Origin of the sequence: Luteimonas sp. WGS1318 (assembly GCF_043187535.1) — a bacterium.
Classification (GTDB): Bacteria; Pseudomonadota; Gammaproteobacteria; order Xanthomonadales; family Xanthomonadaceae; genus Luteimonas.
The window spans coordinates 1,558,682-1,584,007 of record NZ_CP171131.1 but is presented as its reverse complement, the minus strand read 5'-3'; the positions used below and the strand labels follow the sequence as shown (position 1 = coordinate 1,584,007).

Here is a 25,326-nt window from a genome sequence, read left to right as displayed (position 1 = left end):
GATCAGGCGGTGCGGTAATTGTCCTGCATCGGGTAGCGACGTGCGTACAGGCCGAAGGCCAATGCCGCCACGAACGCGAACGCCGCGAAGAAGAACATCAGGAACGCGTTCTCGCTCAGGCCGGTCGACGCGATGTACGCCGTCACCGCCTCGTTGCGCACGCCGGCGTTGGTCAGCAGCACCCACAGGCTGCCGAAGGTGCTGGTGAGGTACCAGAACGCCATGATCACGCCCTTCATCGCCTGCGGCGCCTGGCTGTAGGCGAACTCGAGCGCGGTCGCCGACACCAGCACCTCACCGAAGGTCAGCAGCAGATACGGCAGCGACTGCCAGGCGAGCGAGACCTGCTGGCCGTCGTCGATCCACAGCTGCAGCACGCCTGCGACGATCCAAGACGTGCCGGAAATCGCGATGCCCCAGCCCATGCGCTTGAGCGGGGTCACGTCGACACCCCAGCCGCGCAGCAGCGGATACAGCACCAGGTTGTTGAACGGGATCAGCAGCATCACCAGCAGCGGATTGAGCGCCTGCATCTGCGCCGGGTTGTCGATCAGCCAGCTGGGCCACCACCACGCCGCATGCGGGACGATCATCTCCCGGCCCTGGATGATCCAGGTCGAGGCCTTCTGGTCGAACAGCGACCAGAACGGCGTGACCAGTGCGAACACGATCAGGATCCGCAGCACGGCGCGCACGCCGTCCACCGCGGCATCGGGATGCGCGCCGCGCGCGCGTTCGAGCTGCATCGACGCGCCCCAGCCGCCGAGCGCGATGATCACGCCCAACGACAGGCAGGCCGTGATCACGAAGCCGAAACTGGTGGGCCACCACGGCAGCGCGACCGTCGCCGACAGCGCCCACAGCAACAGCATCGACACCGCCGACACCACGCCGACCATCGCGACCAGCAGGCCCGGACGGCCCTGCCCCTGCGCCTGCGCGCGCAGCGCCGTGCGGATCACCACCGAGAACGCATCCGGATCCTGACGGGACGGCGGCACGTTGACGTAATGCCTGCGCCCCAGCCAGAACACGACGGTGGCGATGAACATCAGCACGCCCGGCACACCGAAGGCGACGGCCGGTCCGTAAGTGTCGAGCAGGCGCGGCGCCAGCAAGGACGCGAAGAACGAGCCGAAGTTGATGATCCAGTAGAACGCGTCGAAGACCAGCTTGGCCTTGCTCTTGTTGGTCTGGTCGAACTGGTCGCCGCAGAACGACACCACCAGTGGCTTGATGCCACCCGAACCGAGCGCGATCAGGAACAGGCCCGTGTAGAACCCGTTGGCATTGTTCTCGAACAACGCCAGGCAGGCGTGGCCGGCGCAGTAGATCAGCGAGAACCACAGGATCGTGTGGTACTTGCCGAAGAACCGGTCGGCGAGCCATCCCCCCAGCAGCGGGAAAAAGTACACGCCGATGACGAACATGTGGAAGATGTCCTTCGCCGCCGCGTCGCGCTCGCTGCCCTGCGGCAGGTAACCGAGCAGGACCGATCCGATCAGGAACGGCACCAGGATGTTGCGCATGCCGTAGAAGCTGAAACGCTCGCAGGCCTCGTTGCCGATGATGTAGCCGATCTGGCGGGGCATGCGGCCGGGGGCGGCCGGGACGGCAGGTGCAGGGGTCGACATGCGGGCGTTCGCGCGGGTGGAAAGGCGGCAAGCGTAGTCGAATGTCGGGCCGGCGCGGCGGGTCCGCGCGCCGCCGGTCGCGGAGGGCCGCGTTACCATCGACGGCCGTCCCGCCGCCCGTGCCTGCCATGCCGATGTCGATGTCCTTGCGCCGCGCCCTGCCCGCCTTGCTGCTGCTCGCGGGCGGGCCCCTGTCCGCCGCGCCGCCCGCGGCCCTGACCACGCACGCCGAACGCAGCGGCTTCGTCGAGACCGGTCGCTATGACGAGACCATCGCGCTCTGCGACGCGTTCCAGAGCGCCTATCCGGACGCCGTGCGCTGTTTCGATTTCGGCATGTCACCCGAAGGCCGGACGATGAAGGCGCTGGCCGTCTCGCGCACGGGCGCGTTGACCCCGGACGCCGCGCACGCGGCCGACCTTCCGGTGGTGCTGATCCAGGGCGGCATCCACGCCGGCGAGATCGACGGCAAGGATGCCGGCTTCCTCGCCCTGCGCCAGGTGCTCGACGGCGAGGCCGCGGTAGGCGCGCTGGAGCAGCTGGTCTGGGTGTTCGTGCCGGTGTTCAGCGTCGACGGCCACGAGCGCTTCGGCGCCTGGAACCGACCCAACCAGCGCGGCCCGCGCGAGATGGGCTGGCGCACCACGGCGCAGAACTACAACCTCAACCGCGACTACGCCAAGGCCGACAGCCCGGAGATGCAGGCGATGCTCGCCCTGGTCGACGCCTGGGATCCGATCGCCTACGTGGACCTGCATGCGACCAACGGCGCGCAGTTCGAACACGACATCTCGATCCAGGTCGAGCCGGTGCATGCCGGCGACCCGGACTTGCGCGCGGTCGGCACGGCCTGGCGCGACGGCGTGATGGCCGATCTCGCCGCGCAGGGCTCGCTGCCGCTGCCGTTCTACCCGTCGTTCGTGCGCCACGACGAACCCGACTCCGGCTTCGAGGACGGCGTCTCCCCGCCGCGGTTCTCCACCGGCTACTTCCTGCTGCGCAACCGCCTGGCGATGCTGGTCGAGACGCACTCGTGGAAGGAATATCCGGTGCGCGTGCAGATCACCCGCAACACCATCGTCTCGGTGCTCGAGCACATCGCGCGGCAGGGGCGCGAGTGGGTCGGCGTGGCCCGCGAGGCCGACCGGCGTGCGGCGGCACTCGGCGGACAGTCGGTGCCGCTCGACTACACGACCACCGACGCCGCGCGCATCGTGGACTTCCGCGGCTATGCGTATACCCGCACGCCGTCCGAGGTGTCGGGCGCGCTGATGACCCGCTACGACGAGACCACGCCGCAACTCTGGCGCGTGCCCTTGCGCGACGAGATCGTGCCCGCGCGCAGCGCCACCCTGCCCCGAGGCGGTTACCTGGTGCCGGCTGCGCTCGCCGATCGCGTGGGCGAGGCGCTGCGCCGGCACGGCATCGCATTCGCGCGCATCGACCGGGCGCAACCGGAACTTGCGGTGGAGGTGTTCCGGGCCACTACCGCCACGCCGGCGACGACGTCGGTCGAAGGCCACCAGCGGCTCACGCTTGAGGGCGACTGGACACCGGAAACCCAGAACCTCGCCGCCGGCGCGCTGTACGTGCCGATCGCGCAGCCGCGCGCCCGGCTGGTGGCCGCGCTGCTCGAGCCGCAGGCGCCGGACTCGCTCGCGGCCTGGGGCCGGTTCAACACTCACTTCGAACGCAAGGAATACATGGAGGACTATGTGGCCGAACAGGTCGCGCGCGAGATGCTGACGGCCGATCCGGCGCTGCAGGCCGAGTTCGATGCGCGCCTGCGCGACGACGCTGCGTTCGCCGCCGATCCGCGCGCGCGGCTGGAATTCTTCTACCGTCGCCACAGCGCCTGGGACACGCGCCTGAATCTGTATCCCGTGTTCCGCACCGAACGCGCGCCGGGTTCCACCGAGGTCCGTCGATGATGCGTGCCCTGGTCGTGGTGCTCGCCGCGTTGTGGCTGTCGGCCTGCGCCTCGACGTCGGCAGCGGAAGCTGCGCCGCCGCGGGATCTGCGCGTGGTCACGCTGAACATCTATCACGACCGCGCCGACTGGCCGGCGCGTCTGCCGTTGATCGTCGAGCAACTGCGTGCACTCGATGCGGACGTGATCGCGCTGCAGGAAGTGCTGCAGACCGAAACCCTGCCCAACCAGGCCGAGACGCTCGCCGCCGCCCTCGGCTACCACTCGCAGTTCGTCTCACTGGACGCACAGGACCGCGCACGTCGCTACGGCAATGCGCTGCTGACCCGGTGGCCGGTCGAGGCGCACGTCAGCACCGCACTCGCGCCGCGCGCGGACTCGCGCAGCATGGGATGGGCGCAGATCAGGTTCGACGGGCAGCCGATCAACGTGTATTTCACCCACCTGCATGCCGGCCAGGACGGCGCGGCGATCCGCCGGCAGCAACTCGAGGATGCGGTGGCGTGGATGGCGCGTATCTCCGGCGATGCCCCGTCGCTGGTGCTCGGCGATTTCAACGCGCCGGCCGGCGCCGCCGAGCTCGCCGTGCTCGACGGCTTCGTCGACACCTACGGCGCGCGTCATCCCGGTGCCACGGAGACGACCACGTTGAACCCGCACTTCTTCCCGGACCTGCGCGGACGCATCGATCTGGTGTTCGCGGAGCGCGACCGCTTCGAGGTGCGCGACGCCCGGATCGTGCTCGACACGCCTGATGCCGCCGGCACCTGGCCGTCGGACCACTTCGGCGTCTACGTCGAACTGCGGCCGCGCCCGGCCCCCCGCGCACCTTGACGCTCGGCGCCCGGCGACGGGCGCATGCTCGCCCCACGTCCGTTACCGGAGACCGCACGATGTCACCCTCCGCCCTGCTCCGCGGCATCGCCGCCCCCCTGCTGACGGCGCTCGCGCTGGCCGCCTGCCAGACGTCCGCACCCGTGGCCACGGAGCCTACCGCGATGCCCCACACCGAAGCCCGCGTCCGGATCCAGGGCGAAGCCGTGTACTTCGAGAAGATCCTGATGCCCGAGGGCTCGCAACTGCGCGTGCAGCTGATCGACAACCAGCTCGCTGATACGCCGCGGGCGGTGCTCGCCGAGCAGGTGACGAGCGTGGGCAGCGGCCCCTACGAGTTCCAGATCGACGTCCCGCGCGCGCGACTGCGCGACGGCGGCATGTACGGCCTGCATGCATCGGTGTCGATGCCGGACGGCGCGCTGCGCTTCGTCACCGACACCCGCGTGCCGGTGACGATCGCGGCCGACAGCGTCGACGTGCACGTCGGACGCGTCCGTCTGCGCCACGTCCAGCCGGACTGAGTACGCCGCTCAGGCGTTGACGAAGCGCACCCGGCGCGTGATGCCGCAGGTCAGCGCATAGGAGATCGTGCCCGCCGCCTCGGCGACGGTCTCCACCGGCAGCGCCGGCCCCCACAAGGTGACCGGATCACCGGCCCGGGCGTCGTCGATGCCGCGCAGGTCGATTGTCATCAGGTCCATCGACACCCGGCCGACGACGGACGCGGCGCGTCCGTTGACCAGCACCGGCGTTCCCGCCGGCGCGAGGCGCGGATAGCCGTCGCCGTAACCGACCGCGGCCACGCCCAGCAACAGATCTTCGGGCGCCTCCCAGGTGGCGGAGTAGCCCACGCGATCGCCCTTGCGCAGGCGGTTCACCGCGAGCAGGCGGGTTTCGAAGGTCATCGCCGGGCGCAGGCCGAACTCCGCGCCCGGCCGGCCGGCCACGACGGACATGCCGTACAGCGCGCCACCGGGCCGGATCCAGTCGCCATGGGCATCGGCCCAGCCCAGGACCGCCGCGGAATTGGCCAACGAGCGCGGCCCCGACAGCCCCTCGGTGGCGGCGGCGAAGGCGCGCAGCTGCGCCGGCGTCTGCGCACCGCTGCGCGCATGCGGGTCGAACTCGTCGGAACTGGCGAAATGGGTCATCAGCACGATGTCGCCGTGCACGCCGCGCGCCGCCTGCAATCGCGCGTGCACCTCGCGCACGCGCTCGGGCGCGAAACCCAGGCGATGCATGCCGGTGTCGATCTTCAGCCAGACGCGGATCGGCGCACCGTCGGCCTGTTCCAGCAGATCGAGCTGCGCATCGTGGTGCACGATCGCGTCGGCGCGCAGGCTGCGCAGCAGGTTGAGATCGGCCGCGCTGTCGAAGCCCGACAGCACCAGGATCGGCTGGTCGAGCCCGACCGCGCGGATCCGCGCCGCATCCTCGATCGCGGCCACGCCGAACGCATCCGCGTCGCGCAGCGCCTGCGCCGCGGTCTCGAGCCCGTGCCCGTAGCCGTCGGCCTTGACCATCGCCATCAGCTGACGTCCGGGCGCACGCGCGCGCATCGCGCCGAGGTTGTGGCGCAACGCGTCGGTGTGGATGGTGGCGGTGATCGGACGGGCCATGCGGGCAACAGGCGAAGACGATGGGAGTCGCCGTCTATTCTGCCTGCACCGCGACCGCGCCGGAACGTCCGCCGCCGCGACGGCGCAGGCGGCAGGTGCTATTCGAAGCTGCCGATCGAATCGTGCGACAGGTTGTCGAAGCGGGTGTATTCGCCGAAGAACTTCAGCTTCACCGAGCCCGTCGGGCCGCTACGCTGCTTGCCGATGATGATTTCGGCCAGGCCTTTGTCCGGCGACGTCTCCTTGTTGTAGTAGTCGTCGCGGTAGATGAAGACGATCACGTCGGCGTCCTGCTCGATCGCGCCGGATTCGCGCAGGTCGGCCATCACCGGGCGCTTGTCGGCGCGCGTTTCCAGCGAGCGGTTGAGCTGCGACAGCGCCATCACCGGCACGTTGAGTTCCTTGGCCAGCCCCTTGAGCGAGCGCGAGATCTCCGAGATCTCGGTCGCGCGGTTCTCGCTGTTGCCCGGCACCGACATCAGCTGCAGGTAGTCGATGACGATCAGGCCCAGATCGTGCTCGCGCTTGAGGCGCCGGCACTTCGCGCGCAGCACATCGGGCGACAGGCCCGGCGTGTCGTCGATGAAGATCTTGGTTTCCTTGAGCATCCGGATCGCGCTGCTCACCCGGCTCCAGTCCTCGTCCTCGAGCTGGCCGGTGCGCAGGCGCGTGGCGTTGATGCGGCCGTTGGAGGAAATCAGACGCAGCGCGAGCTGGCTGGCCGACATTTCCATCGAGAACACGCCGACCGCCTTCTTGGTCTTGATCGCCGCGTACTCGGCGATGTTCAGCGCGAACGTGGTCTTGCCCATCGCCGGACGCGCGGCGAGGATCAGCAGGTCGGTCGGCTGCAGGCCGGCCGTCATCTCGTCGAATTCGGTGTAGCCGGTCGGCAGGCCGGTGACGCCGCCGCCGTTGTTGTAGCGCGTCTGCAGCACGTCGAAGGCATCGGCCATCGCCTTGTTGATCGCGACGAAGTCGGTGCGCCCCTGGGCACCGGCCTCGGCGATCTTGAACACCTGCTGCTCGGCCTTGGCGAGGATCTCGCTGCTGTCGCGGCCGTCGGGCTGGAAGCCGTCGTTGACGATCTCGGTGCCGACGTCGATCAGCTGACGCAGGATCGCCTTGTCGCGGACGATTTCGGCGTAGGCGCGGATGTTGGCGGCCGACGGCGTGGTGCTGGCCAGTTCGCCGAGGTAGGCGCCGCCGGCGACGAGCTCGGACAGGCCGTTGGACTCGAACCACTCGCCCAGCGTGACCGCGTCGAAGGGCCGGCTTTTCTCGGCCAGTTCCTGGATCGCGGCGTAGATCTTCTGGTGGTCGCGCCGGTAGAAATCGTCGGGCACCAGCAGGTCGGCGATGCGGTCGTAGGCATCGGGTACAAGCATCAGCCCGCCCAGCACCGCCTGCTCGGCCTCGACCGACTGCGGCGGAATGCGCAGCTGTTCGACGCGCGCGTCGGCGCGGTGTTCGTTGCGGTACTCGGGACGTGCGGACATGACGGGATTCGCTGGGACGGCCGCGCTACGTCGCGCGACCGTCGATGCTAGTGCGGAGGCCTGTGGATACGCGACCCCACAAGCTGTGGATAACACCGGATGCTGCCCGCATGGGGTCGCGCCGGCTGCGACTCGCGGATGAACCGCCGCGACGGATCGGCCAGGCGGTCATCCTGCCCGCGCGCCGCGGCGACGCGGCGCCGCACGGCCCTGCCCCGTCGACCATGCAAGCCGCACGCGGCCCGCAAACGGAAACGGGCGCCCTGGGGCGCCCGTTTCTGGAAGCCTGGAGTCCGCAGGGGATCAGGCGACCTCACCCTCGATCACGACCTTGACCGTGGTCTCGGCGTCGGCGTGCAGATGGATGACGACGTCGTACTCGCCGGTGTTGCGGAACGCGCCTTCACCCAGCACGACTTCCGACTTCTCGACCGGCGCCACGGCCTTGGTCAGTGCATCGGCGATTTCACGCGGGCCGACCGAACCGTAGAGCTTGCCTTCGGTCGAGGCGTTGGCGTAGATCGTCACGCTCGCGCCTTCGAGCTTGGCCAGACGCTGCGTGGCTTCGTCGAGCTGCGACTGCGCCTTGGCTTCGTACTCGGCGCGACGCGCCTCGAACTCGGCCACGTTGGTCGCGGTGGCCGGCACGGCTTTGCCCTGCGGCACGAGGAAATTACGGCCGTAACCCGGCTTGACGCTGACCTTGTCGCCCAGGTTGCCGAGGTTGGTGACCTTCTGCAGAAGAATCAGTTGCATGGTGTTGCTCCGTATTCGTTAGCGGCGCGCCTGGTCGACGCGCCGCAACGCTGGCTGTCCGAATCGGACGGATGGTTCAACGTGGTCGCGCATCGCACGGGTGTACGCGGTGGAACTGCGGCCCCGGCGCGACGGATCAGACGTTGTGGTTGTCGGTGTACGGGATCAGCGCCAGGAAGCGTGCGCGCTTGACGGCCGTGGCCAGCTGACGCTGGTAACGCGACTTGGTGCCGGTGATGCGGCTCGGCACGATCTTGCCGTTCTCGGTGAGGTTCTGGCGCAGGGTGTTGAGATCCTTGTAATCGATCTCCTTGACACCCTCGGCGGTGAACTTGCAGAACTTGCGGCGGCGGAAGAACTTGGACATGGGCGTGATCCTCAGGCGGCTTCGGCGGAGTCGGACTTGTCGGCGGTGCCTTCGGCATCGCTGCCGGTGCTCTCGCCTTCGTCGTCGCGGCGACGACGGTCGCTACGCTCGGGCTTGTCGCCCTTGTCGTCCTTGTTCTTCATGATCAGCGACTGCTCGGTGTCGGCCTCGTCGCGGCGGACCACGAGGTGGCGCAGCACGGCGTCGTTGAAGCGGAACGCTTCGACGAGCTCATCGAGACCGGTCTGGCCGACTTCGATGTTGAACAGCACGTAGTGGGCCTTGACCAGATTGTTGATCGGATAGGCCAGCTGGCGACGACCCCAGTCTTCAAGACGGTGGATGGTGCCTTCGGCGCCCTCGATCATCGACTTGTAACGCTCGATCATCGCGGGGACCTGCTCGCTCTGGTCCGGGTGGACCAGGAACACAACTTCATAGTGACGCATTGTGGTTTCCTTTCGGATATCGACCGCGCCAGTCGGCGGCGGTCCGGATAGCCCCCCGTCGCGATCGCGTGGTGGGGCAAGGGGCTCCCTCGGCGCCGGAGCGCAGGGAGCCGGGCATTCTCACAGAACCGCCCCGCCGCGGCAAGTGCGGCGGCCGGGTGCGACATTCGGTCACAGCCTCGCCCGCAGCGCTGCATGGTGAAATATCGGCCGAGCCAAGGCCATCCACCTGGACAGGGATGTCGGCCGTGCCGACCGCTCAGAGGCGCCGATCCGGCGCCCGATGCCCTTAAACAGGCCGCCCCTGCCGGCGGCGCCACGAGACCCGACGTGCCGACCTTCGCTTCCGCCCCGCCACGCCACGCGCCCCGTTCGGGTGCGACGTGGCGTGCCGTCCGCTCAGCGGACGGTTTCCAGCGTGCGGCTGAAGCCCAGCGCGGCGAGCGTGACCACGGCGCCCGACAGCAGGTAGTAGCCGACGTAGGCCAGACCGAACTCGCTGCACAGCCACAGCGCCACCAGCGGCGCGAAGCCCGCGCCGAGCAGCCAGGCGATGTCGGACGTCACCGCCGCGCCGGTGTAGCGGTAGATGCTCTCGAAGCGCGACGCGATCGCATTGCTCGCCTGGCCCAGCGACAGGCCCAGCAGCGCGAAGCCGATGACGACATAGGTGGTGCGACCGGCCGTGGTATCGGAGCCCAGCAGCGGCGCGGCGGCGAAGCTGAAGAGTGCGATCAGCACCGCTGCGATGGCCAGCTGGCCGCGACGCCCCAGCCGGTCGGCCAGCAGGCCCGAGGCCATGATGCCCAGGCCGCCGACGATCGAACCCAGGAACAGGCTGCCGAGGAAATCCGCGGCGTCGTGGTCGGTGAACAGCGTCGCCCAGCTCAGCGGGAAGATCGTGACCAGGTGGAACATCGCGTAGGTCGCCAGCGGGATCAGCGCGCCGACGAACACCTGGCGGGGATGGGTGCGGATCGTCTCGAACACGCGGCGCGGCTGCAGCTCGCGCTCCTTGAACAGCTGCACGAACTCGGGCGTGATCACCAGCCGCAGCCGTGCGAACAGCGCCACGACGTTGAGCGCCAGCGCCACGAAGAACGGGAAGCGCCAGCCCCAGGCCATGAAGTCCTCCGGGCTCAGCGCGCGCACGAACACGAAGAAGAAACCGCAGGCCAGCGCGAAGCCGATCGCGGCGCCGAGCTGCGGCACCATCGCGTACCAGCCGCGGCGCTCCTTCGGTGCGCTCAGCGACAGCAGCGACGGCAGGCCGTCCCAGGCGCCGCCCCAGCCCAGGCCCTGTCCGAAGCGGAAGACCGCCAGCAGCACCGGCGCCAGCAGGCCGGCCTGGGCGTAGCTCGGCAGGAAGGCGATCGCCATCGTCGAACCGCACAGCAGGAACAGCGCGACGGTCAGCTTGATCGCGCGGCCGAAGTTGCGGTCGACGGCCATGAACACCAGCGAGCCGATCGGCCGGGCGATGAAGGCGAGCGAGAAGATCGCGAACGACTTCAACGTCGCCTGGACCGGGTCGCTGTCGGGGAAGAACAGGTAGGGGAACACCAGCACCGAGGCGATGCCGTAGACGAAGAAGTCGAAGAACTCCGACGTCCGCCCCATGACCACAGGAAACGCGATCTTGCCGGGGGAGACCTCGATCTCGTCGCGGGTCTCGGGCGCGTCATCCAGCCCTGTGGTGGCTTGCTCTTCGGCTTGGCTCATGCGCGCGCTCTCTCTCCGGTCGGTTTATGGGGGATAATAGTCCCCGCGTTGCATTGTGAACCCGAAACGACCCCGCCGAGCAAGATGCGCAGCCGCACGGTCGATCCGGTTCCCTCCACACTAGCTCCGGCGCCGTGGCGCCGTCGTCAACTCGCCTGCCCTTCCCCCTCGTCGTCGATCACCCAATGAAATCCACACTCCGAGCCCTCGCGCTGCTGTCGGCCGTCTTCCTGCTATCGGGATGCGAATGGACCGTCATGAGCCCTGCCGGCGACATCGCGATCCAGCAGCGCGATCTGATCGTGCTGTCCACGGTCCTGATGCTGCTGATCATCGTCCCGGTGATCTTCCTGACGTTCTTCTTCGCGTGGAAGTACCGCGCGTCGAACACCGAGGCCGAGTACGCGCCCGACTGGCACCACTCCACGCGACTCGAACTCATCATCTGGTCGGCGCCGCTGGCGATCATCCTGGTGCTGGGCACGGTGACATGGATCGCGACCCACAAGCTGGATCCATACCGGCCGCTGGACCGTATTGATGCCAACACTCCGATCGCCGAGGGCGTCGAGCCGCTGGTGGTCGAAGTCGTCGCACTCGACTGGAAGTGGCTGTTCCTCTACCCCGAGCAGGGCATCGCGACGGTCAACGAGCTCGCCGCGCCGGTCAACGTGCCGATCCAGTTCAAGATCACCTCGTCGTCGATGATGAATTCGTTCTTCATTCCAGCGCTCGCCGGCCAGATCTATGCGATGACCGGCATGGAGACCAAGCTGCACGCGGTCATCAACCAGGAAGGCGTCTACAAGGGCTTCTCCGGCAACTACAGCGGCGACGGCTTCTCGCACATGCGCTTCGACTTCCACGGCATGAGCGAGGACGGCTTCGACGCCTGGGTGGAGAAGGTGCGCGCGGAAGGCGTGGCCTTCGGACGCGACGAATACCTCGAGCTCGAAAAGCCGTCCGAGCGCGAGCCGGCTCGCTACTTCAGCGACGTCGATCCGGCGCTGTACGAGGCGATCCTCAACATGTGCGTGGCGCCGGGCACGATGTGCATGCACGAGATGGCGCACATCGACAGCCTCGGCGGCGGCGGTGTCGACAGTACGGAGAACTACGCGCGCCTGCGCTACGACAACCGCCGTGCGGACCAGCCGTCCGAGGCGCCCGGTGCGACGTTCCCCGAAGCCGGCCGCGACGCACGCGACACCGAGCCGCAGGGCTTCCAGCCGCGCCCGGTCTCGCCGGAAGACACCGTGCCGCAGCCGACCGAAGAGAGCGACATCGACGAAGGCACCGAGCCGATGCGCCCGTCCCAGACGCCCACGTCCCAGGGCGCGCCGGGCAAGGCCGACGCCGATGCCGAGGCGGAGCGGCGCTGACGCGCCCCTTCGCCCTTCACGACACAAGTACCAGGCAGGAACCCCATGTCCGCACCCCAGGACCAGATCAACTCACCGGTATTCGGGCGGCTTTCGCTCGATGCGCTGGCCATCCTCCACGACCCCATCATCCTCGTGACCTTCATCGGCACGGTGATCGGTGGCATCGCGCTGCTGCTGCTCATCACCAAGTACCGCCTGTGGGGCTACTTGTGGAAGGAGTGGTTCACCAGCATCGACCACAAGAAGATCGGGATCATGTACTGCATCCTGGGTCTGGTGATGCTGCTGCGCGGCTTCGCCGACGCGGTGATGATGCGTGCGCACCAGGCGATGGCGTCGAGTGGCGGTGAGGGCTTCCTGCCCCCGCATCACTACGATCAGATCTTCACCGCGCACGGCGTGATCATGATCTTCTTCGTGGCGATGCCGCTGGTGACCGGCCTGATGAACTACATCGTGCCGCTGCAGATCGGCGCGCGCGACGTCTCGTTCCCGTTCCTCAACAACTTCAGCTTCTGGATGACCACCGCGGGCGCGGCGCTGATCATGATCTCGCTGTTCGTCGGCGAGTTCGCGCGCACCGGCTGGCTCGCCTATCCGCCGCTGTCGGGCGCCGACTACAGTCCGGGCACCGGCATGGACTACTACCTGTGGGGTCTACAGGTCGCGGGTGTCGGGACCACGCTGTCGGGCATCAACCTGATCGTCACCATCGTCAAGATGCGTGCGCCGGGCATGAAGCTGATGCGCATGCCGATCTTCACCTGGACCTCGCTCTGCACCAACATCCTGATCGTGGCCTCGTTCCCGATCCTGACGGCGACGCTCGCGCTGCTGACGATGGACCGCTACGTCGGCACCAACTTCTTCACGAACGACCTCGGCGGCAGTCCGATGATGTACGTGAACCTGATCTGGATCTGGGGCCACCCGGAGGTCTACATCCTGATCCTGCCGGCGTTCGGCATCTTCTCCGAGATCGTCGCCACCTACTGCGGCAAGCGCCTGTTCGGTTACACGTCGATGGTCTACGCCACCGCGGTGATCACGATCCTGTCGTACCTGGTGTGGCTGCACCACTTCTTCACGATGGGCTCGGGCGCCAGCGTCAATGCGTTCTTCGGCATCACGACGATGATCATCTCGATCCCGACGGGCGCGAAGATCTTCAACTGGCTGTTCACCATGTACAAGGGACGGATCCGCTTCGACGTCCCGATGCTGTGGACGATCGGCTTCATGTTCACCTTCGTCATCGGTGGCATGACCGGCGTGCTGCTGGCCGTCCCGCCGGCCGACTTCGTGCTGCACAACAGCCTGTTCCTGGTCGCGCACTTCCATAACGTGATCATCGGCGGCGTGGTCTTTGGCCTGTTCGCCGGCATGGTGTACTGGTTCCCGAAGGCCTTCGGCTTCAAGCTCGACGAGTTCTGGGGCAAGGTCTCGTTCTGGTGCTGGCTGGTCGGCTTCTGGCTGGCGTTCACCCCGCTCTACATCCTCGGCCTGATGGGCGTTACGCGTCGCCTGAGCCAGTTCGAGGACACGTCGCTGTCGGTGTTCTTCATCGTTGCTGCCATCGGTGCGGCGCTGGTCGCAGTGGGCATCGCGGCGTTCGTGATGTCGATCGTCGTGGCCGTGCGCAACCGCAAGGCACTCGCCGACGTCACCGGCGATCCGTGGAACGGCCGCACGCTGGAATGGGCGACGTCCTCGCCGCCGCCGGCCTACAACTTCGCGTTCACCCCGGTCGTCCATGAGATCGACGCGTGGTCGGACATGAAGAAGCACGGCTACCAGCGTCCGACCAGCGGCTTCGTGCCGATCCACATGCCCAAGAACACCGGCGCAGGCGTGGTGCTGTCGGCGATCAGCGTGGCCCTCGGCTTCGGCCTGGTGTGGCACATCTGGTGGCTGGCCGGCCTGTCGCTGGTGGCGCTGATCGTCGCGGCGATCTGGCACACCTTCAACTACGACCGTGACTACTACATCCCGGCCGAGGACGTGATCGCGACCGAGGATCAACGCACGCGCCAGCTGGCGCAGCAGGCACTCTGAACATGGCACAGACGATTTCCACCACCGGCACCACCGAGCGCGTGTACCACGTGATCGAGGACCCGCACGCGCACGACGACGGGCACGAGCACCATCCGGAAACCGGCACCAATCTCGGGTTCTGGATCTACCTGATGAGCGACTGCCTGATTTTCGCGATCCTGTTCGCCGTCCACGCCGTGCTCGGCCGCAACTACGCGGCCGGCCCCTCGCCGGCCGACCTGTTCGACCTGAAGCTGATCCTGATCGCGACGTTCATGCTGCTGTTCTCGTCGATCACCTACGGCTTCGCGATGCTCAACTCGTACAAGAACAACATCAACCGGACGATCGGCTGGCTGCTGGTCACCGGCCTGTTCGGCCTGGCGTTCCTGGGCATCGAAATCTACGAGTTCCAGCACCTCGTGCACCTGGAGGCGACACCGCAGCGCAGCGCGTTCCTGTCGTCGTTCTTCACCCTGGTCGGCACCCACGGCCTGCACGTGACGTTCGGCCTGATCTGGCTGGTGACGCTGGTCGTGCAGCTGAAGAAGCACGGCCTGATCGAAGCCAACCGCCGTCGCCTGATGTGCCTGTCGATGTTCTGGCACTTCCTCGACGTCATCTGGATCGGCGTCTTCTCGTATGTCTACCTGATGGGAGTCGTGGGATGAGCCACACCACCACCAATCAAGCCGCCGCCACGCGCGCCAACGACCACGCCCACGAGCCCGCGCACGACGGCCACAGCCACGGCAGCATGCGCGACTACGTCACCGGCTTCGTGCTGTCGGTCATCCTCACCGTGATCCCGTTCTGGCTGGTCATGGGCGAGGTGCTGGAAAGCCGCACCTGGACGGTCGCGCTGATCATGCTGTTCGGCGCCGTGCAGATCGTGGTCCACATGGTCTACTTCCTGCACATGAACCGGAAATCGGAAGGCGGCTGGATCCTGTCCTCGCTGCTGTTCACCGGCATCATCATCATCATCGCGCTCGCCGGTTCGTTGTGGGTCATGCACCACCTCAACACCAACATGATGCCGATGTCGCCGGAGCAGATGCGCGTCGCCCCCTGACGCGCCTGCCTGCCGTGGACGACACCCCTGCCCGCCCGCGACGCCCGCTGATCCGCTGGGCGTTGCTGGTCTTTCTGCTGGTCGCGGCCGTCGGGTTCGTCGCACTGGGCGTGTGGCAGGTGGAGCGTCTGGGCTGGAAGCGCGACCTGATCGCCCGCGTCGACGCACGCGTGCGTGCCGACCCGGTGGCCCTGCCTGCGGCGTCGGGCTGGTCCGGCGTCGATGCGGCGGGCGACGAATACCGCCGCGTGCAGCTGCGCGGGCGGTTCCTGCACAGTCAGGAAGTGCCCGTCTATGCCTCGACCGAGCTCGGTCCCGGCTACTGGATCATGACGCCGCTCGCCACCGGCGACGGCACGGTGTGGATCAACCGCGGCTACGTCGACAACACGCATCGCCGGGCGGAGACCCGCGCACGGGTGTCGGAAGACGACGTCGTCTCGGTGATCGGCCTGCTGCGGCAACCGGATCGCGCCCACCTCGTCCTGCGCGACAACGTGCCGGACGAGGACCGCTGGTATTTGCGGATTCCCGCGGAGATGTCAGCCGCGCGCGGCGTGCCCGGCCCGGTCGCGCCCTTCTTCGTGGATGCACAGGACCGCATCGACACCGGCAACTGGCCGGTGCCTGGCCTCACCATCATCCGCTTTCCGAACAATCACCTCAGCTATGCGCTGACCTGGTTCGGCATGGCGCTGCTCGCGCTGCTCGCGGCGGGTTTCGTGCTGCGCAGCGAGTTCAGACGTCGCTAGTGAGCGTCGCGGAATCCGCGACAGCCGGAAGGATGCCGTCTGGGACGGAGATCAGAGCGCCTTGGCGGCGTCGGTCGTGAAGCTCTCACCGCAGCCGCATTCCGCGGCGGCGTTCGGGTTGCGGAACACGAATTCCTGGTTCAGCCCTTTCTGCGCGAAATCGATCTCGGTGCCGTCGACCATCGGCCGGCTCGTGGCATCCACGTAGATCCGCACGCCGTCCTGCTCGGTGATCGTGTCGCCGGGCTGTTCCTCGCGCGCGAGGTCCACGACATAGCCCCAGCCCGAGCACCCGGTGCGGGCGACACCGAAGCGCAGGCCCAGCGCGTCCGGACTGGACGCCAGGAACCGGCGGGCACGTTCGAGGGCAGCGGGAGCGAGTGCGATGGCCATGGGAAACAGTGTACTCCTGGGTTCGACAGCGCCAGCTGAGCGCGGGGCGCGCGGCACGCCAGCGCGCGGCGGCGCGGTTAGACTGTGCGGCCCTTCATCGGTCCGGATTCCCGGGATTCAAGGCATGACCACGACCAGCGTCCAGCAGGCCCTCGCAGGCCACATCCCCGAAGGCGGCGACGTCACCGTGCGTGGCTGGGTGCGGACCCGGCGCGACTCCAAGGCCGGCCTGAGCTTCGTCAATGTCAGCGACGGCTCGTGCTTCGCGCCGATCCAGGTGGTAGTGCCCGATGCGCTTGCCAACTACGAATCCGAAGTGAAGCGCCTGACCGCCGGCTGCTCGGTGATCGCCACCGGCACCCTGGTCAAATCGCAGGGTCAGGGCCAGAGTTTCGAGATCCAGGCCGCGTCGCTCGAGGTCGTGGGCTGGGTCGAGGATCCGGAAACCTATCCGATCCAGCCCAAGGCGCATTCGCTGGAATTCCTGCGCGAGGTCGCACACCTGCGCCCGCGCACGAACCTGTTCGGCGCGGTCACGCGCATCCGCCATTGCCTGGCCCAGGCCGCGCACCGCTATTTCCACGAGAACGGCTACTTCTGGATCAACACGCCGATCGTGACCACGTCCGACGCCGAGGGCGCAGGCCAGATGTTCCGCATCTCGACGCTGGACCTGGCCAACCTGCCGATGCGCGAGGGCAAGGTCGATTTCAGTCGGGATTTCTTCGGCAAGGAAGCATTCCTGACGGTCTCCGGCCAGCTCAACGTCGAGGCGTTCTGCCTGTCGATGAGCAAGGTCTACACCTTCGGCCCGACCTTCCGCGCCGAGAACAGCCACACCACGCGCCATCTGGCCGAGTTCTGGATGATCGAGCCGGAGATCGCGTTCGCCGATCTGGCCGAGAACGCGCGTATCTCCGAGGAGTTCCTCAAGTACCTGTTCCGCGCGGTGCTCGACGAGCGCGCCGACGACATGGCCTTCATCGCCGAACGCGTGCAGAAGGACGCGGTCACGCGTCTGGAAGGCTTCATCAACGCGCCGTTCGAACGCATCGAGTACACCGATGCGGTCGCGTTGCTGCAGAAGTCCGGCCACAAGTTCGAATTCCCGGTCGAATGGGGCCTGGACCTGCAGACCGAGCACGAGCGCTGGCTGACCGAGCAGCACGTCGGCCGCCCGGTCGTGGTGACCAACTACCCCGAACACATCAAGGCGTTCTACATGCGCCTCAACGACGACGGAAAAACCGTCGCGGCGATGGACGTGCTGGCGCCGGGCATCGGCGAGATCATCGGCGGCGCGCAGCGCGAGGAACGCCTGGACGTGCTCGACGCACGCATGGACCAGTTCGGCCTCGACCGCGAGCATTACGGCTGGTACCGCGATTTCCGCAAGTACGGCACCGTGCCCCATGCCGGCTTCGGCCTCGGCTTCGAGCGGCTGATCGTGTACGTCTGCGGTCTGTCGAACATCCGCGACGCGATTCCGTATCCGCGTGCGCCGGGGCAGGCGGAGTACTGAGGAGCGGGGATTCGGGATGGGGGATTCGGAAAAGCGGATCACGAATTTTCGACCTATAGCGACCAAGGACAACGACCATGCGCTTTCGAATCCCGAATCCCACATCCCGAATCCCGACCGCACCGTGACCCTCTTCCTCGCCCTGTGTTTCTTCGGCGTCGCGATCGGCGGGTTCACCGCCTTCGTGATCTTCTGGCCGCTGTCGCTGGTGCATCTGCGCGACCGGCATCCGCAGACGCGCACGCGCCTGGGCGACAACGCGTTCCTGAGCCCGTCCGCGCTGGCCTGGCTGCTGGCGGGCCGCTACTACGAAGTGCCGGACCGGCAGTTCACGGGGCTGGCGACGCCGGCCCGCATTTCGCTGATGGTGATCCTCGGTGCGCTCGCGGCGTCGGCCGTGCTGTGGCTGTGGTCGATCGCCCCCTGATACGAGGATCCACTGCATGACCCGCGACGAATGGTGGTTGGCGAGCCTGGGCCGGACGGTGATCTGGGCGCGCCTGCGCGTGCTGGATGCCGGCACGGCCGAGGTCTTCGACAGCGACGGCAACACCCTGGTCTACGACAGCGAGGACACCGCGCGCGCGATGCTGATGGACGCCGAGTTCGTCGCCTTCGACGGCCTGGATGCCGACGACGCGCTTGAGCGGGGGTTCTCGCTGGATGAGGTCGCGCCGCCGACCGGCATCGACGACGCCGCGCTGCGCGAGCACATGGTGCGGTCGCTCGGCGCCCGCGCCTGAGCCCGGATCACCGATGGCCACGCCGCGCGGCTTCATCGACCCCAGCGCCGCGCGCCTCGATGCGCTGCTCGACGCCTACCCCTTCGTCACCCTGGTCACGGTGCACGACGGCGCGCCCGACGCGAGCCACGTGCCGGTACTGGCCCGGCGCGACGACGGGCGGCTCGTGCTCGAAGGCCATTGGGGCCGCGCCAATCCGCAGGCCCATGACGGCGACGACGTCCTGGTGCTGGTGCATGGCCCGTCTGCCTACCTGTCGGCGAGCTGGTATCCGGACAAGACGGAACGCGCACGCGTGCCGACCTGGAACTACGTCGTCGCGCATCTGCGCGGCCGCTTCGAGCGCTTCGACGACGAAGACGCACTGGGCGATCTGGTCGCGCGGACCGCGGACCGCTTCGAGGCCGAGGCCGGGGGCGACTGGCGCTACGATCATTCGGATCCGCGCGAACGCACGCAGTTGCGCGGCATCATTGGGTTTCGCGTGCACGTGCATGCGGCCGAGCTGACCCGCAAGCTCAGCCAGAACCATCCCGAGGCGAACCGCAAGGCGGTCGTCGCGGCCCTCGAGGCCGGCCCCGATAGCGACGCACGCGCGATCGCGGCCCTGATGCGCGACGGCCTGAGCGCCCCTGGCACCCCGGAGCCCTGACCCATGGATCTCGATCTCACCGGCCGCCATGCCCTGGTCTGCGGCGCCTCCGACGGCATCGGCCGCGCGACCGCACACGAACTCGCCCTGCTCGGCGCCGACGTCACGGTGCTCGCCCGCCGGGCCGACGCGCTGGCGCGCGTGCGCGATGCGCTGCCCACGACAGCGGGCCAGCGCCACCACGTGCTCGCCGTCGACATGGACGACACCGACGCGCTGCGCGCCGCGGTCGACGCACACGTCGCCGTGCATCCGGCGCAGATCCTCGTCAACAACACCGGCGGTCCGCCGGGCGGCCCCGCGCATGCGGCGCAGGCCGAGGCGTTCGTCGAGGCCTTCCGGCGCCACCTGCTGGCCGGACAGACCCTGGTGCAGGCCGTGCTGCCGGCGATGCGGGCGGCGCGCTGGGGCCGCATCGTCAACGTGGTGTCGACCTCGGTGCGCGAGCCCATCGCCAATCTCGGCGTGTCCAACACCGTGCGCGGCGCAGTCGCGGGCTGGGCCAAGACGCTGTCACGCGAACTGGCCGGCGACGGCATCACCGTCAACAACGTGCTGCCGGGCTACACCCGCACCGGCCGCATCGACCAGATCGTCGCCGACCGCAGCGCACGCACCGGCCAGTCGGCCGATGCGGTGATCGCCGCGATGCAGGCGACCGTACCGGCCGGCCGTTTCGCGGAGGCCGCCGAAACCGCGGCGGCGATCGCCTTCCTGTGCGCACCGGCGGCCGCGTACATCAATGGCGTCAGCCTGCCGGTCGACGGCGGCCGGATGGCCTCGATCTGACCCACGCGCCTCACGGACCCGTGACGGCGGCATTGCTCGAATGCCGCCATGCCCGAGGGTCCCGAAGTCCATGATCTCGCCGACCGTCTGGGCGCCCTGCTGCTCGACGAGACGCTGGACGACGTCTGGTTCCGCGACCCCGCCCTGCAGCGCCGCCGCAAGGTGCTCGCGGGCAAGCGCGTCGCCGGTGTGGTCGCGCGCGGCAAGGCGCTGCTGATCGCCGTCGACGGCGGCTGGACGCTCTACACCCACAGCCACCTGTTCGGCTTCTGGCGTCTGGTCGACGACGTCGATGCGCTGACCTCCGACACGCCGCCCCGCGTCCGCCTGCGCTGCGTCCGCGGCGTAGCCGCGCTCTACGCCGCGCCGTCGGTCGCGCTGTGGCGCACCGACGACCTCGACAGGCAACCGTATCTGGCCAAGCTCGGCCCCGACGTGCTGGACCCGGCCGTCGACGTCGCGGTGTTCGACGCGGCCCTGCGCGCGCCCGCACTCGCCGGCCGCGGCCTCGCCGCGCTGCTGCTCGACCAGGGCTTCGCCGCCGGCATGGGCAATTATCTGCGCTCGGAAGTGCTGTTCGAGGCGAAGCTGTCGCCCTACCGCACCGCCGGCGACCTCGACACCGCACAACGCCGACGCCTGGCCAAGGCCCTGATCGACGTGCCGCGCCGCGCCTACCGCGCCAAGCAGGGCGATGCGCACCCGCCGGGCAAGGACTATCTGGCGCAGATCAAGCGCCGGTTCCGCTTCGAGGTGTTCGAACGCGAGGGCACGCCCTGCCCGCGCTGCGACGGCACCATCGTCAACGCACGCATCGCGGCGCGGCGGCTGTACTGGTGCCCCGGCTGCCAGCATTGACGGTCGCCCCCCGGCCTTGCGGTTAGGCTAGACCGATGCAACGGCTGACGCACTGGATCGATGGCGCCGCATCGGCGCCGCGCGGGGATCGCTGGCTTCCGGTCGACGATCCGGCCACCGGCGCGTCGTTCGCCGAGGTGGCCGCAGGCGATGCGGACGACGTCGAGGCCGCGGTCGATGCGGCGGCACGCGCCGCGCCCGGCTGGGCCGCGTTGCCCAACAGCGAACGTGCGCGCTGGCTGGAGCGGCTGGCGGCAATGCTCGAGACGCGCCGCGACGTCTTCGCCCATGCCGAGTCCCGGGACGCCGGCAAGCCCTTCGCGCTGGTGCGCGACGTCGAGATTCCACGCGCGGTCGCCAACCTGCGCTTCTTCGCGCATGCCGCCACCCAGTTCGCCAGCGAATCGCACCACGGCGAAGCCGGGCTGAACTACACGCTGCGGCCGCCGCTGGGCGTGGTGGCGACGATCTCGCCCTGGAACCTGCCGCTGTACCTGCTGACGTGGAAGATCGCGCCGGCGCTGGCGGCCGGCAATGCCGTAGTCGCCAAGCCGTCCGAAGTCACGCCGCACAGCGCCACCCTGCTCGGCGAACTCTCGGGCGAGATCGGCCTGCCGCCGGGCGTGCTCAACATCGTGCACGGCGCCGGCACGGCGGTCGGCGAGCCGTTGATCGACGATCCACGCGTGCGCGCCGTGTCGTTCACCGGCAGCACCGCGGTGGGCCGCCGCATCGGCGCGCGCGCCGGCGCCCTCCTCAAGAAGGTCTCACTGGAACTGGGGGGCAAGAACGCCACGCTGGTGTTCGCCGACAGCGACTGGGAGGCGCATATCGACACGCTGCTGCGCTCGGCCTTCCAGAACAGCGGCCAGATCTGCCTGTGCGGCTCACGGATCCTGGTCGAGCGCTCGATCGCGACCGCGTTCCGCGAGCGATTCGTCGCCGAGGCGCTGGCGCTGCGGGTCGGCGATCCGATGGACACCGATGCGCGCATGGGGCCGCTGGTCTCGCGCGTGCACTTCGACCGGGTGATGGCCGCGCTTCAGCGCGCGCGCGACGAAGGCGGCCGCGTCCTGTGCGGCGGGCATGCACTTGAACGCCCCGGCTGGTTCGTCGCGCCCACCGTGATCGACAGCCTCGGGCCGGACACCGCCACCAATCGCGAGGAAATCTTCGGCCCGATCGTCACGCTGCAGGCCTTCGAAGACGAGGACGAGGCGCTGGCTCTGGCCAATGCCGGTGACTACGGTCTCGCCGCCTCGCTGTGGACCCGCGACCTGGCCCGTGCGCATCGCCTCGCGGCGCGCCTGCGGGCCGGCATGGTCTGGATCAATACCTGGATGATGCGCGACCTGCGCACCCCGTTCGGTGGCAGCGGCCAGTCCGGCCTCGGCCGCGAAGGCGGGCTGGACGCGATGCGTTTCTTCACCGAGCCGAAGAATATCGGCCTGTCTCTGGAATAATCACGCCATGACCGACATCGACTCCCTGCTGCAACGCAACCGTGACTGGGCCGAGCGCGTCCGCCGCGACGACCCGGACTTCTTCCATCGCCTCGAGAACCAGCAGACGCCGAAGTATCTGTGGATCGGCTGTTCCGATTCGCGCGTGCCGGCCAACCAGATCCTCGGGCTGGACCCGGGCGAGGTGTTCGTGCACCGGAACATCGCCAACGTGCTGTCGCACGGCGACCTCAACGCGCTGTCGGTGATCCAGTTCGCCGTCGACGTGCTCAAGGTCGAGCACATCCTGCTCGTCGGCCACTACGGCTGCGGCGGCGTGCATGCGGCGATGACCGGCGCGCGCGTGGGTCTGGTCGACAACTGGCTGCGTCACGTCGGCGACATCGCCTACAAGCACGCCGACCTGCTGGCGTCGGTCGACGACACCGCCCTGCGCCACGCGCGGCTGTGCGAACTCAACGCCGTAGAACAGGCGCTCAACATCTGCAAGACCACCGTGGTCCGCGACGCCTGGTCGCGCGGTCAGCCGCTGGCGATCCACGGCTGGGTCTACGCGCTCGGCGACGGCCAGGTCCGCGAGCTCGGCATGGACGTCGCGAAGTACGAGGACATCGGCCCGGCCTACGAGGCCGCGGTCGCCGACATCGCCCGCGTCGCCGCCCAGGGCCGGCGCGATGGCTGAAGCCATCCGGGCCGACGCGGCGCCACGGCCGGTCGGCCGTTACCCGCATGCGCGCCGGGCCGGTGGGCTGCTGTTCCTGTCGGGCCTCGGCCCGCGCAACCCGGCCACCGATTCGGTGCCCGGCAACGTGCTGGATGGCGCCGGCCGCGTCATTGCGCACGACATCGCCGCGCAGACGCATGCGGTGTTCGCCAACGTGCGCGCGGTGCTCGAGGCCAGCGACGCACGCTGGGAGGATCTCGTCGACGTGACCGTGTATCTCACCGACATGGCCGCCGATTTCGCCGCCTACAACGCGGTCTGGGCCGAGTATTTCCCGGATCCGGCGACCGCGCCCTGCCGCACGACGCTGGGCATCGACGCGTTGCCGACGCCGATCGCGATCGAACTCAAATGCGTCGCCGCCCCCCAAGGAATGACCCGATGATCCCCGGACCGCTGAACTTCCAGACGTGGATCGACGAGCACCGCCATCTGCTCAAGCCGCCGGTCGGCAACAAGTGCATCTACGATGGCGACTTCATCGTCATGGTGGTGGGCGGGCCGAATGCGCGCACCGACTATCACTACGAGGAAGGCCCGGAATGGTTCCACCAGCTCGAAGGCGAGATGGTGCTGCGTATCCAGGAAGACGGCCGCGTCCGCGACATTCCGATCCGCGCCGGCGAGACCTTCCTGCTGCCGCCGAAGGTGCCGCATTCGCCACAGCGCGGGCCCGATTCGGTCGGCCTGGTCATCGAGCGCAAGCGCCTGCCGCACGAGGACGACGGCCTGCTGTGGTTCTGCGAGCGCTGCAACGCCAAAGTGTACGAGGAGTACTTCCACCTCGACGACATCGAGCAGGATTTCTTCCGGGTGTTCGAACGCTTCTACCGCGACGACGCGCTGCGCACCTGCAAGGCCTGCGGCCATCTGAATCCGCGTCCCAGCCGCTACGAACTGCAGGCCGATTCGCAGGCGGATATCACCTGACGCAACGTGGCGGGGCGCAAGCACACCGCACGCAGGCGCCACCTTGCAAATACCCATATCGGGCATTAATGTGCCCGATATGGGCACAAGCGCTTCCAGTAAAAAGGTCAGCGAGGCCGCCGCGTTGTACGCGAGCACCAGCCTGTCGGACGCGCTGTTCACGCGCACCCAGCAGCGCGTGCTGGCCTGCCTGTTCGCAGGCGACGGACGCAGCCTCTCGGTCAGCGAACTCATCCACACGACGGGCGCCGGCAGTGGCGCTGTGCAGCGCGAACTCGCGCGCTTGGCTGGCAGTGGCCTCGTCAACGTCGCGCAGTTCGGCAACCAGAAGCGCTACAGCGCTAATCCGCACAGCCCCATCCATGACGAACTGGTCGCCATCGTCCGCAAGACCTTCGGCCTGGCCGCCCCACTGCGCGCAGCGCTGGCCCCGCTGGCAGATCAGGTGCAGGCCGCGTTCGTCTATGGCTCGCATGCGAAAAGTGGCGACACCGCGGGCAGCGACATCGACGTGCTGCTGGTCTCCGACACGCTGTCCTATCCCGAGCTGATGACCGCGCTGCACCCGCTGATTGAACAGATCGGCCGTGAGATCAATCCCACGCTCTACACCCGCGCCGAACTGCGCAAACGCCTCGGCGCTGGCAGTGGTTTCGTCACTCGGGTGCTCGCGCAGCCGCGCGTCTGGCTAATCGGAGACGACGATGCCCTCGCCGCTTGAGAACCTGGCGAGGCCCGGCAAGCCGCTGGCGGTCGAGCCACCGGATGCGGCCGAAATCGCCGGCCTGATCCGCTCCGGGCATGCGCGACTCGCGGACGCCCGCAACAGCGCACTCTCGCCGGAAAGCCGCTTCGACCTGGCCTACAACGCGGCCCACGCGCTGAGCCTGGCGGCGCTCCGCAGACACGGTTACCGCGCCCGCCATCGCTACATCGTCTTCCAGGTACTGCCGCAGACGCTGGGCCTCGGCCCGGAGGTCTGGCGCGTACTCTCCAAGGCGCACGAGCAACGCAATCTCGCCGAATACGAAGGCCATGTGGATGTCGACGAACGCTTGTTGCACGACCTGATCGCAGCCTGCGAGACCGTTGCCGAGAGCGTCGAACGCCGGGCGGAAACCGATAACCGATGACCAAACGCGGCCATTGATTCGACGACGAGGCGCTTCGGATGACGGCGCGCAATCAGC

Annotated in this window: 28 protein-coding genes; 20 read left to right on the top strand and 8 right to left on the bottom strand. The window is 68.2% G+C overall.

Annotation, left to right across the window (positions count from 1 at the left end; all coding sequences use genetic code 11):
• Window positions 1–2 precede the first annotated feature (2 nt).
• The gene (locus ACF3M1_RS07315; protein WP_394004910.1) at window positions 3–1,733 is read right to left on the bottom strand and encodes an oligopeptide:H+ symporter; all 1,731 of its coding nucleotides are present in this window, start codon (window positions 1,731–1,733) and stop codon (window positions 3–5) included.
• A gap of 41 nt (window positions 1,734–1,774) precedes the next feature.
• On the opposite strand from ACF3M1_RS07315, the gene ACF3M1_RS07310 reads away from it, so the two are divergent.
• The 3 genes from ACF3M1_RS07310 to ACF3M1_RS07300 are packed head-to-tail and all read left to right on the top strand — an operon-like array spanning window position 1,775 to window position 4,922.
• Window positions 1,775–3,565 (top strand): M14 family metallopeptidase, encoded by a 1,791-nt coding sequence (locus ACF3M1_RS07310; protein WP_394004909.1) that lies wholly within the window; start codon window positions 1,775–1,777, stop codon window positions 3,563–3,565.
• On the top strand, window positions 3,565–4,398 hold the full coding sequence (locus ACF3M1_RS07305) for an endonuclease/exonuclease/phosphatase family protein (RefSeq protein ID WP_394004908.1): 834 nt from the start codon (window positions 3,565–3,567) through the stop codon (window positions 4,396–4,398). The genes ACF3M1_RS07310 and ACF3M1_RS07305 overlap by 1 nt, the downstream gene beginning before the upstream one ends.
• A gap of 59 nt (window positions 4,399–4,457) precedes the next feature.
• On the top strand, window positions 4,458–4,922 hold the full coding sequence (locus ACF3M1_RS07300; protein ID WP_394004907.1) for a YbaY family lipoprotein: 465 nt from the start codon (window positions 4,458–4,460) through the stop codon (window positions 4,920–4,922).
• 9 nt (window positions 4,923–4,931) lie between these two features.
• Here ACF3M1_RS07300 and alr read toward each other — a convergent pair whose 3' ends face one another.
• The 6 genes from alr to ACF3M1_RS07270 form a co-directional block, all read right to left on the bottom strand.
• Window positions 4,932–6,020, bottom strand: a complete 1,089-nt coding sequence (gene alr / locus ACF3M1_RS07295) for an alanine racemase (RefSeq protein WP_394004906.1) — start codon at window positions 6,018–6,020, stop codon at window positions 4,932–4,934.
• 98 nt (window positions 6,021–6,118) lie between these two features.
• Window positions 6,119–7,519: a replicative DNA helicase gene (locus tag ACF3M1_RS07290; protein ID WP_394004905.1), complete on the bottom strand. Its 1,401-nt coding sequence runs from the start codon at window positions 7,517–7,519 to the stop codon at window positions 6,119–6,121.
• A gap of 303 nt (window positions 7,520–7,822) precedes the next feature.
• Window positions 7,823–8,275 carry a 50S ribosomal protein L9 gene (gene rplI, locus ACF3M1_RS07285; protein WP_394004904.1) on the bottom strand — a complete coding sequence of 151 codons (453 nt, stop codon included), beginning with the start codon at window positions 8,273–8,275 and terminating at the stop codon, window positions 7,823–7,825.
• Between the two features lie 136 nt (window positions 8,276–8,411).
• Complete coding sequence (gene rpsR / locus ACF3M1_RS07280) at window positions 8,412–8,642, bottom strand: 30S ribosomal protein S18 (protein ID WP_096208774.1); 231 nt, start codon at window positions 8,640–8,642, stop codon at window positions 8,412–8,414.
• A gap of 11 nt (window positions 8,643–8,653) precedes the next feature.
• Window positions 8,654–9,091: a 30S ribosomal protein S6 gene (gene rpsF, locus ACF3M1_RS07275; protein ID WP_394004903.1), complete on the bottom strand. Its 438-nt coding sequence runs from the start codon at window positions 9,089–9,091 to the stop codon at window positions 8,654–8,656.
• Between the two features lie 399 nt (window positions 9,092–9,490).
• Window positions 9,491–10,813 carry an MFS transporter gene (locus ACF3M1_RS07270; protein ID WP_394004902.1) on the bottom strand — a complete coding sequence of 441 codons (1,323 nt, stop codon included), beginning with the start codon at window positions 10,811–10,813 and terminating at the stop codon, window positions 9,491–9,493.
• Between the two features lie 257 nt (window positions 10,814–11,070).
• Here ACF3M1_RS07270 and cyoA point away from each other — a divergent pair, with 257 nt between their 5' ends.
• Genes cyoA through ACF3M1_RS07245 form a run of 5 tightly spaced genes read left to right on the top strand, consistent with a single transcriptional unit; the run spans window position 11,071 to window position 16,062 of the window.
• Complete coding sequence (cyoA, locus tag ACF3M1_RS07265; protein WP_394004901.1) at window positions 11,071–12,195, top strand: ubiquinol oxidase subunit II; 1,125 nt, start codon at window positions 11,071–11,073, stop codon at window positions 12,193–12,195.
• 45 nt (window positions 12,196–12,240) lie between these two features.
• Entirely contained in the window at window positions 12,241–14,253 is a 2,013-nt protein-coding gene (cyoB, locus tag ACF3M1_RS07260; RefSeq protein ID WP_394004900.1) for a cytochrome o ubiquinol oxidase subunit I, read from the top strand.
• 2 nt (window positions 14,254–14,255) lie between these two features.
• Window positions 14,256–14,906 carry a cytochrome o ubiquinol oxidase subunit III gene (gene cyoC, locus ACF3M1_RS07255; protein WP_394004899.1) on the top strand — a complete coding sequence of 217 codons (651 nt, stop codon included), beginning with the start codon at window positions 14,256–14,258 and terminating at the stop codon, window positions 14,904–14,906.
• Entirely contained in the window at window positions 14,903–15,310 is a 408-nt protein-coding gene (gene cyoD / locus ACF3M1_RS07250; protein WP_394004898.1) for a cytochrome o ubiquinol oxidase subunit IV, read from the top strand. Before cyoC ends, cyoD begins: the two co-directional genes overlap by 4 nt.
• Before the next feature lie 14 nt (window positions 15,311–15,324).
• Window positions 15,325–16,062 carry an SURF1 family protein gene (locus ACF3M1_RS07245; protein ID WP_394004897.1) on the top strand — a complete coding sequence of 246 codons (738 nt, stop codon included), beginning with the start codon at window positions 15,325–15,327 and terminating at the stop codon, window positions 16,060–16,062.
• A gap of 51 nt (window positions 16,063–16,113) precedes the next feature.
• On the opposite strand, the gene ACF3M1_RS07240 is transcribed toward ACF3M1_RS07245, so the two are convergent.
• The gene (locus tag ACF3M1_RS07240) at window positions 16,114–16,455 is read right to left on the bottom strand and encodes a HesB/IscA family protein (RefSeq protein WP_394004896.1); all 342 of its coding nucleotides are present in this window, start codon (window positions 16,453–16,455) and stop codon (window positions 16,114–16,116) included.
• Between the two features lie 124 nt (window positions 16,456–16,579).
• Here ACF3M1_RS07240 and asnS point away from each other — a divergent pair, with 124 nt between their 5' ends.
• The 12 genes from asnS to ACF3M1_RS07180 all read left to right on the top strand — a co-directional run bounded on the left by asnS (window position 16,580) and on the right by ACF3M1_RS07180 (window position 25,269).
• Entirely contained in the window at window positions 16,580–17,977 is a 1,398-nt protein-coding gene (asnS, locus tag ACF3M1_RS07235) for an asparagine--tRNA ligase (RefSeq protein ID WP_394004895.1), read from the top strand.
• A gap of 124 nt (window positions 17,978–18,101) precedes the next feature.
• A complete protein-coding gene (locus tag ACF3M1_RS07230) occupies window positions 18,102–18,404 on the top strand; it encodes a hypothetical protein (protein ID WP_394004894.1) in 303 nt (100 codons plus the stop codon).
• A gap of 16 nt (window positions 18,405–18,420) precedes the next feature.
• Window positions 18,421–18,720, top strand: coding sequence for a hypothetical protein (locus ACF3M1_RS07225; RefSeq protein ID WP_394004893.1), 300 nt, complete (start codon window positions 18,421–18,423; stop codon window positions 18,718–18,720).
• Window positions 18,721–18,733: 13 nt separating this feature from the next.
• Window positions 18,734–19,372 carry an FMN-binding negative transcriptional regulator gene (locus tag ACF3M1_RS07220; protein WP_394004892.1) on the top strand — a complete coding sequence of 213 codons (639 nt, stop codon included), beginning with the start codon at window positions 18,734–18,736 and terminating at the stop codon, window positions 19,370–19,372.
• Window positions 19,373–19,375: 3 nt separating this feature from the next.
• Window positions 19,376–20,161: an SDR family NAD(P)-dependent oxidoreductase gene (locus ACF3M1_RS07215; protein ID WP_394004891.1), complete on the top strand. Its 786-nt coding sequence runs from the start codon at window positions 19,376–19,378 to the stop codon at window positions 20,159–20,161.
• A gap of 48 nt (window positions 20,162–20,209) precedes the next feature.
• Window positions 20,210–21,019, top strand: a complete 810-nt coding sequence (locus ACF3M1_RS07210; protein WP_394004890.1) for a DNA-formamidopyrimidine glycosylase family protein — start codon at window positions 20,210–20,212, stop codon at window positions 21,017–21,019.
• Between the two features lie 35 nt (window positions 21,020–21,054).
• Entirely contained in the window at window positions 21,055–22,482 is a 1,428-nt protein-coding gene (locus ACF3M1_RS07205; protein ID WP_394004889.1) for an aldehyde dehydrogenase, read from the top strand.
• Window positions 22,483–22,489: 7 nt separating this feature from the next.
• Window positions 22,490–23,164 carry a carbonate dehydratase gene (gene can / locus ACF3M1_RS07200; RefSeq protein WP_394004888.1) on the top strand — a complete coding sequence of 225 codons (675 nt, stop codon included), beginning with the start codon at window positions 22,490–22,492 and terminating at the stop codon, window positions 23,162–23,164.
• Complete coding sequence (locus ACF3M1_RS07195; RefSeq protein ID WP_394004887.1) at window positions 23,157–23,591, top strand: RidA family protein; 435 nt, start codon at window positions 23,157–23,159, stop codon at window positions 23,589–23,591. Before can ends, ACF3M1_RS07195 begins: the two co-directional genes overlap by 8 nt.
• On the top strand, window positions 23,588–24,136 hold the full coding sequence (locus tag ACF3M1_RS07190; protein ID WP_394004886.1) for a 3-hydroxyanthranilate 3,4-dioxygenase: 549 nt from the start codon (window positions 23,588–23,590) through the stop codon (window positions 24,134–24,136). Before ACF3M1_RS07195 ends, ACF3M1_RS07190 begins: the two co-directional genes overlap by 4 nt.
• Window positions 24,137–24,215: 79 nt before the next feature.
• Entirely contained in the window at window positions 24,216–24,857 is a 642-nt protein-coding gene (locus tag ACF3M1_RS07185; protein WP_394004885.1) for a nucleotidyltransferase domain-containing protein, read from the top strand.
• Window positions 24,841–25,269 carry a hypothetical protein gene (locus ACF3M1_RS07180; RefSeq protein ID WP_394004884.1) on the top strand — a complete coding sequence of 143 codons (429 nt, stop codon included), beginning with the start codon at window positions 24,841–24,843 and terminating at the stop codon, window positions 25,267–25,269. Before ACF3M1_RS07185 ends, ACF3M1_RS07180 begins: the two co-directional genes overlap by 17 nt.
• Window positions 25,270–25,326 lie beyond the last annotated feature (57 nt).

Excerpts from the sequence above, each read along its gene's own strand:
- rplI (WP_394004904.1), bottom strand. The coding sequence starts at position 8,275 with ATGCAACTGATTCTTCTGCAGAAGGTCACCAACCTCGGCAACCTGGGC.
- cyoA (WP_394004901.1), top strand. The coding sequence starts at position 11,071 with ATGAGCCCTGCCGGCGACATCGCGATCCAGCAGCGCGATCTGATCGTG.
- can (WP_394004888.1), top strand. The coding sequence starts at position 22,490 with ATGACCGACATCGACTCCCTGCTGCAACGCAACCGTGACTGGGCCGAG.
- ACF3M1_RS07305 (WP_394004908.1), top strand. The coding sequence starts at position 3,565 with ATGCGTGCCCTGGTCGTGGTGCTCGCCGCGTTGTGGCTGTCGGCCTGC.
- ACF3M1_RS07225 (WP_394004893.1), top strand. The coding sequence starts at position 18,421 with ATGACCCGCGACGAATGGTGGTTGGCGAGCCTGGGCCGGACGGTGATC.
- ACF3M1_RS07190 (WP_394004886.1), top strand. The coding sequence starts at position 23,588 with ATGATCCCCGGACCGCTGAACTTCCAGACGTGGATCGACGAGCACCGC.
- ACF3M1_RS07240 (WP_394004896.1), bottom strand. The coding sequence starts at position 16,455 with ATGGCCATCGCACTCGCTCCCGCTGCCCTCGAACGTGCCCGCCGGTTC.
- ACF3M1_RS07315 (WP_394004910.1), bottom strand. The coding sequence starts at position 1,733 with ATGGTAACGCGGCCCTCCGCGACCGGCGGCGCGCGGACCCGCCGCGCC.
- ACF3M1_RS07205 (WP_394004889.1), top strand. The coding sequence starts at position 21,055 with ATGCAACGGCTGACGCACTGGATCGATGGCGCCGCATCGGCGCCGCGC.
- ACF3M1_RS07290 (WP_394004905.1), bottom strand. The coding sequence starts at position 7,519 with ATGTCCGCACGTCCCGAGTACCGCAACGAACACCGCGCCGACGCGCGC.
- alr (WP_394004906.1), bottom strand. The coding sequence starts at position 6,020 with ATGGCCCGTCCGATCACCGCCACCATCCACACCGACGCGTTGCGCCAC.
- ACF3M1_RS07195 (WP_394004887.1), top strand. The coding sequence starts at position 23,157 with ATGGCTGAAGCCATCCGGGCCGACGCGGCGCCACGGCCGGTCGGCCGT.
- cyoD (WP_394004898.1), top strand. The coding sequence starts at position 14,903 with ATGAGCCACACCACCACCAATCAAGCCGCCGCCACGCGCGCCAACGAC.
- rpsF (WP_394004903.1), bottom strand. The coding sequence starts at position 9,091 with ATGCGTCACTATGAAGTTGTGTTCCTGGTCCACCCGGACCAGAGCGAG.
- ACF3M1_RS07215 (WP_394004891.1), top strand. The coding sequence starts at position 19,376 with ATGGATCTCGATCTCACCGGCCGCCATGCCCTGGTCTGCGGCGCCTCC.
- ACF3M1_RS07185 (WP_394004885.1), top strand. The coding sequence starts at position 24,216 with ATGGGCACAAGCGCTTCCAGTAAAAAGGTCAGCGAGGCCGCCGCGTTG.
- asnS (WP_394004895.1), top strand. The coding sequence starts at position 16,580 with ATGACCACGACCAGCGTCCAGCAGGCCCTCGCAGGCCACATCCCCGAA.
- ACF3M1_RS07220 (WP_394004892.1), top strand. The coding sequence starts at position 18,734 with ATGGCCACGCCGCGCGGCTTCATCGACCCCAGCGCCGCGCGCCTCGAT.
- ACF3M1_RS07270 (WP_394004902.1), bottom strand. The coding sequence starts at position 10,813 with ATGAGCCAAGCCGAAGAGCAAGCCACCACAGGGCTGGATGACGCGCCC.
- cyoB (WP_394004900.1), top strand. The coding sequence starts at position 12,241 with ATGTCCGCACCCCAGGACCAGATCAACTCACCGGTATTCGGGCGGCTT.
- ACF3M1_RS07310 (WP_394004909.1), top strand. The coding sequence starts at position 1,775 with ATGTCCTTGCGCCGCGCCCTGCCCGCCTTGCTGCTGCTCGCGGGCGGG.
- ACF3M1_RS07180 (WP_394004884.1), top strand. The coding sequence starts at position 24,841 with ATGCCCTCGCCGCTTGAGAACCTGGCGAGGCCCGGCAAGCCGCTGGCG.
- cyoC (WP_394004899.1), top strand. The coding sequence starts at position 14,256 with ATGGCACAGACGATTTCCACCACCGGCACCACCGAGCGCGTGTACCAC.
- ACF3M1_RS07210 (WP_394004890.1), top strand. The coding sequence starts at position 20,210 with ATGCCCGAGGGTCCCGAAGTCCATGATCTCGCCGACCGTCTGGGCGCC.
- ACF3M1_RS07300 (WP_394004907.1), top strand. The coding sequence starts at position 4,458 with ATGTCACCCTCCGCCCTGCTCCGCGGCATCGCCGCCCCCCTGCTGACG.
- rpsR (WP_096208774.1), bottom strand. The coding sequence starts at position 8,642 with ATGTCCAAGTTCTTCCGCCGCCGCAAGTTCTGCAAGTTCACCGCCGAG.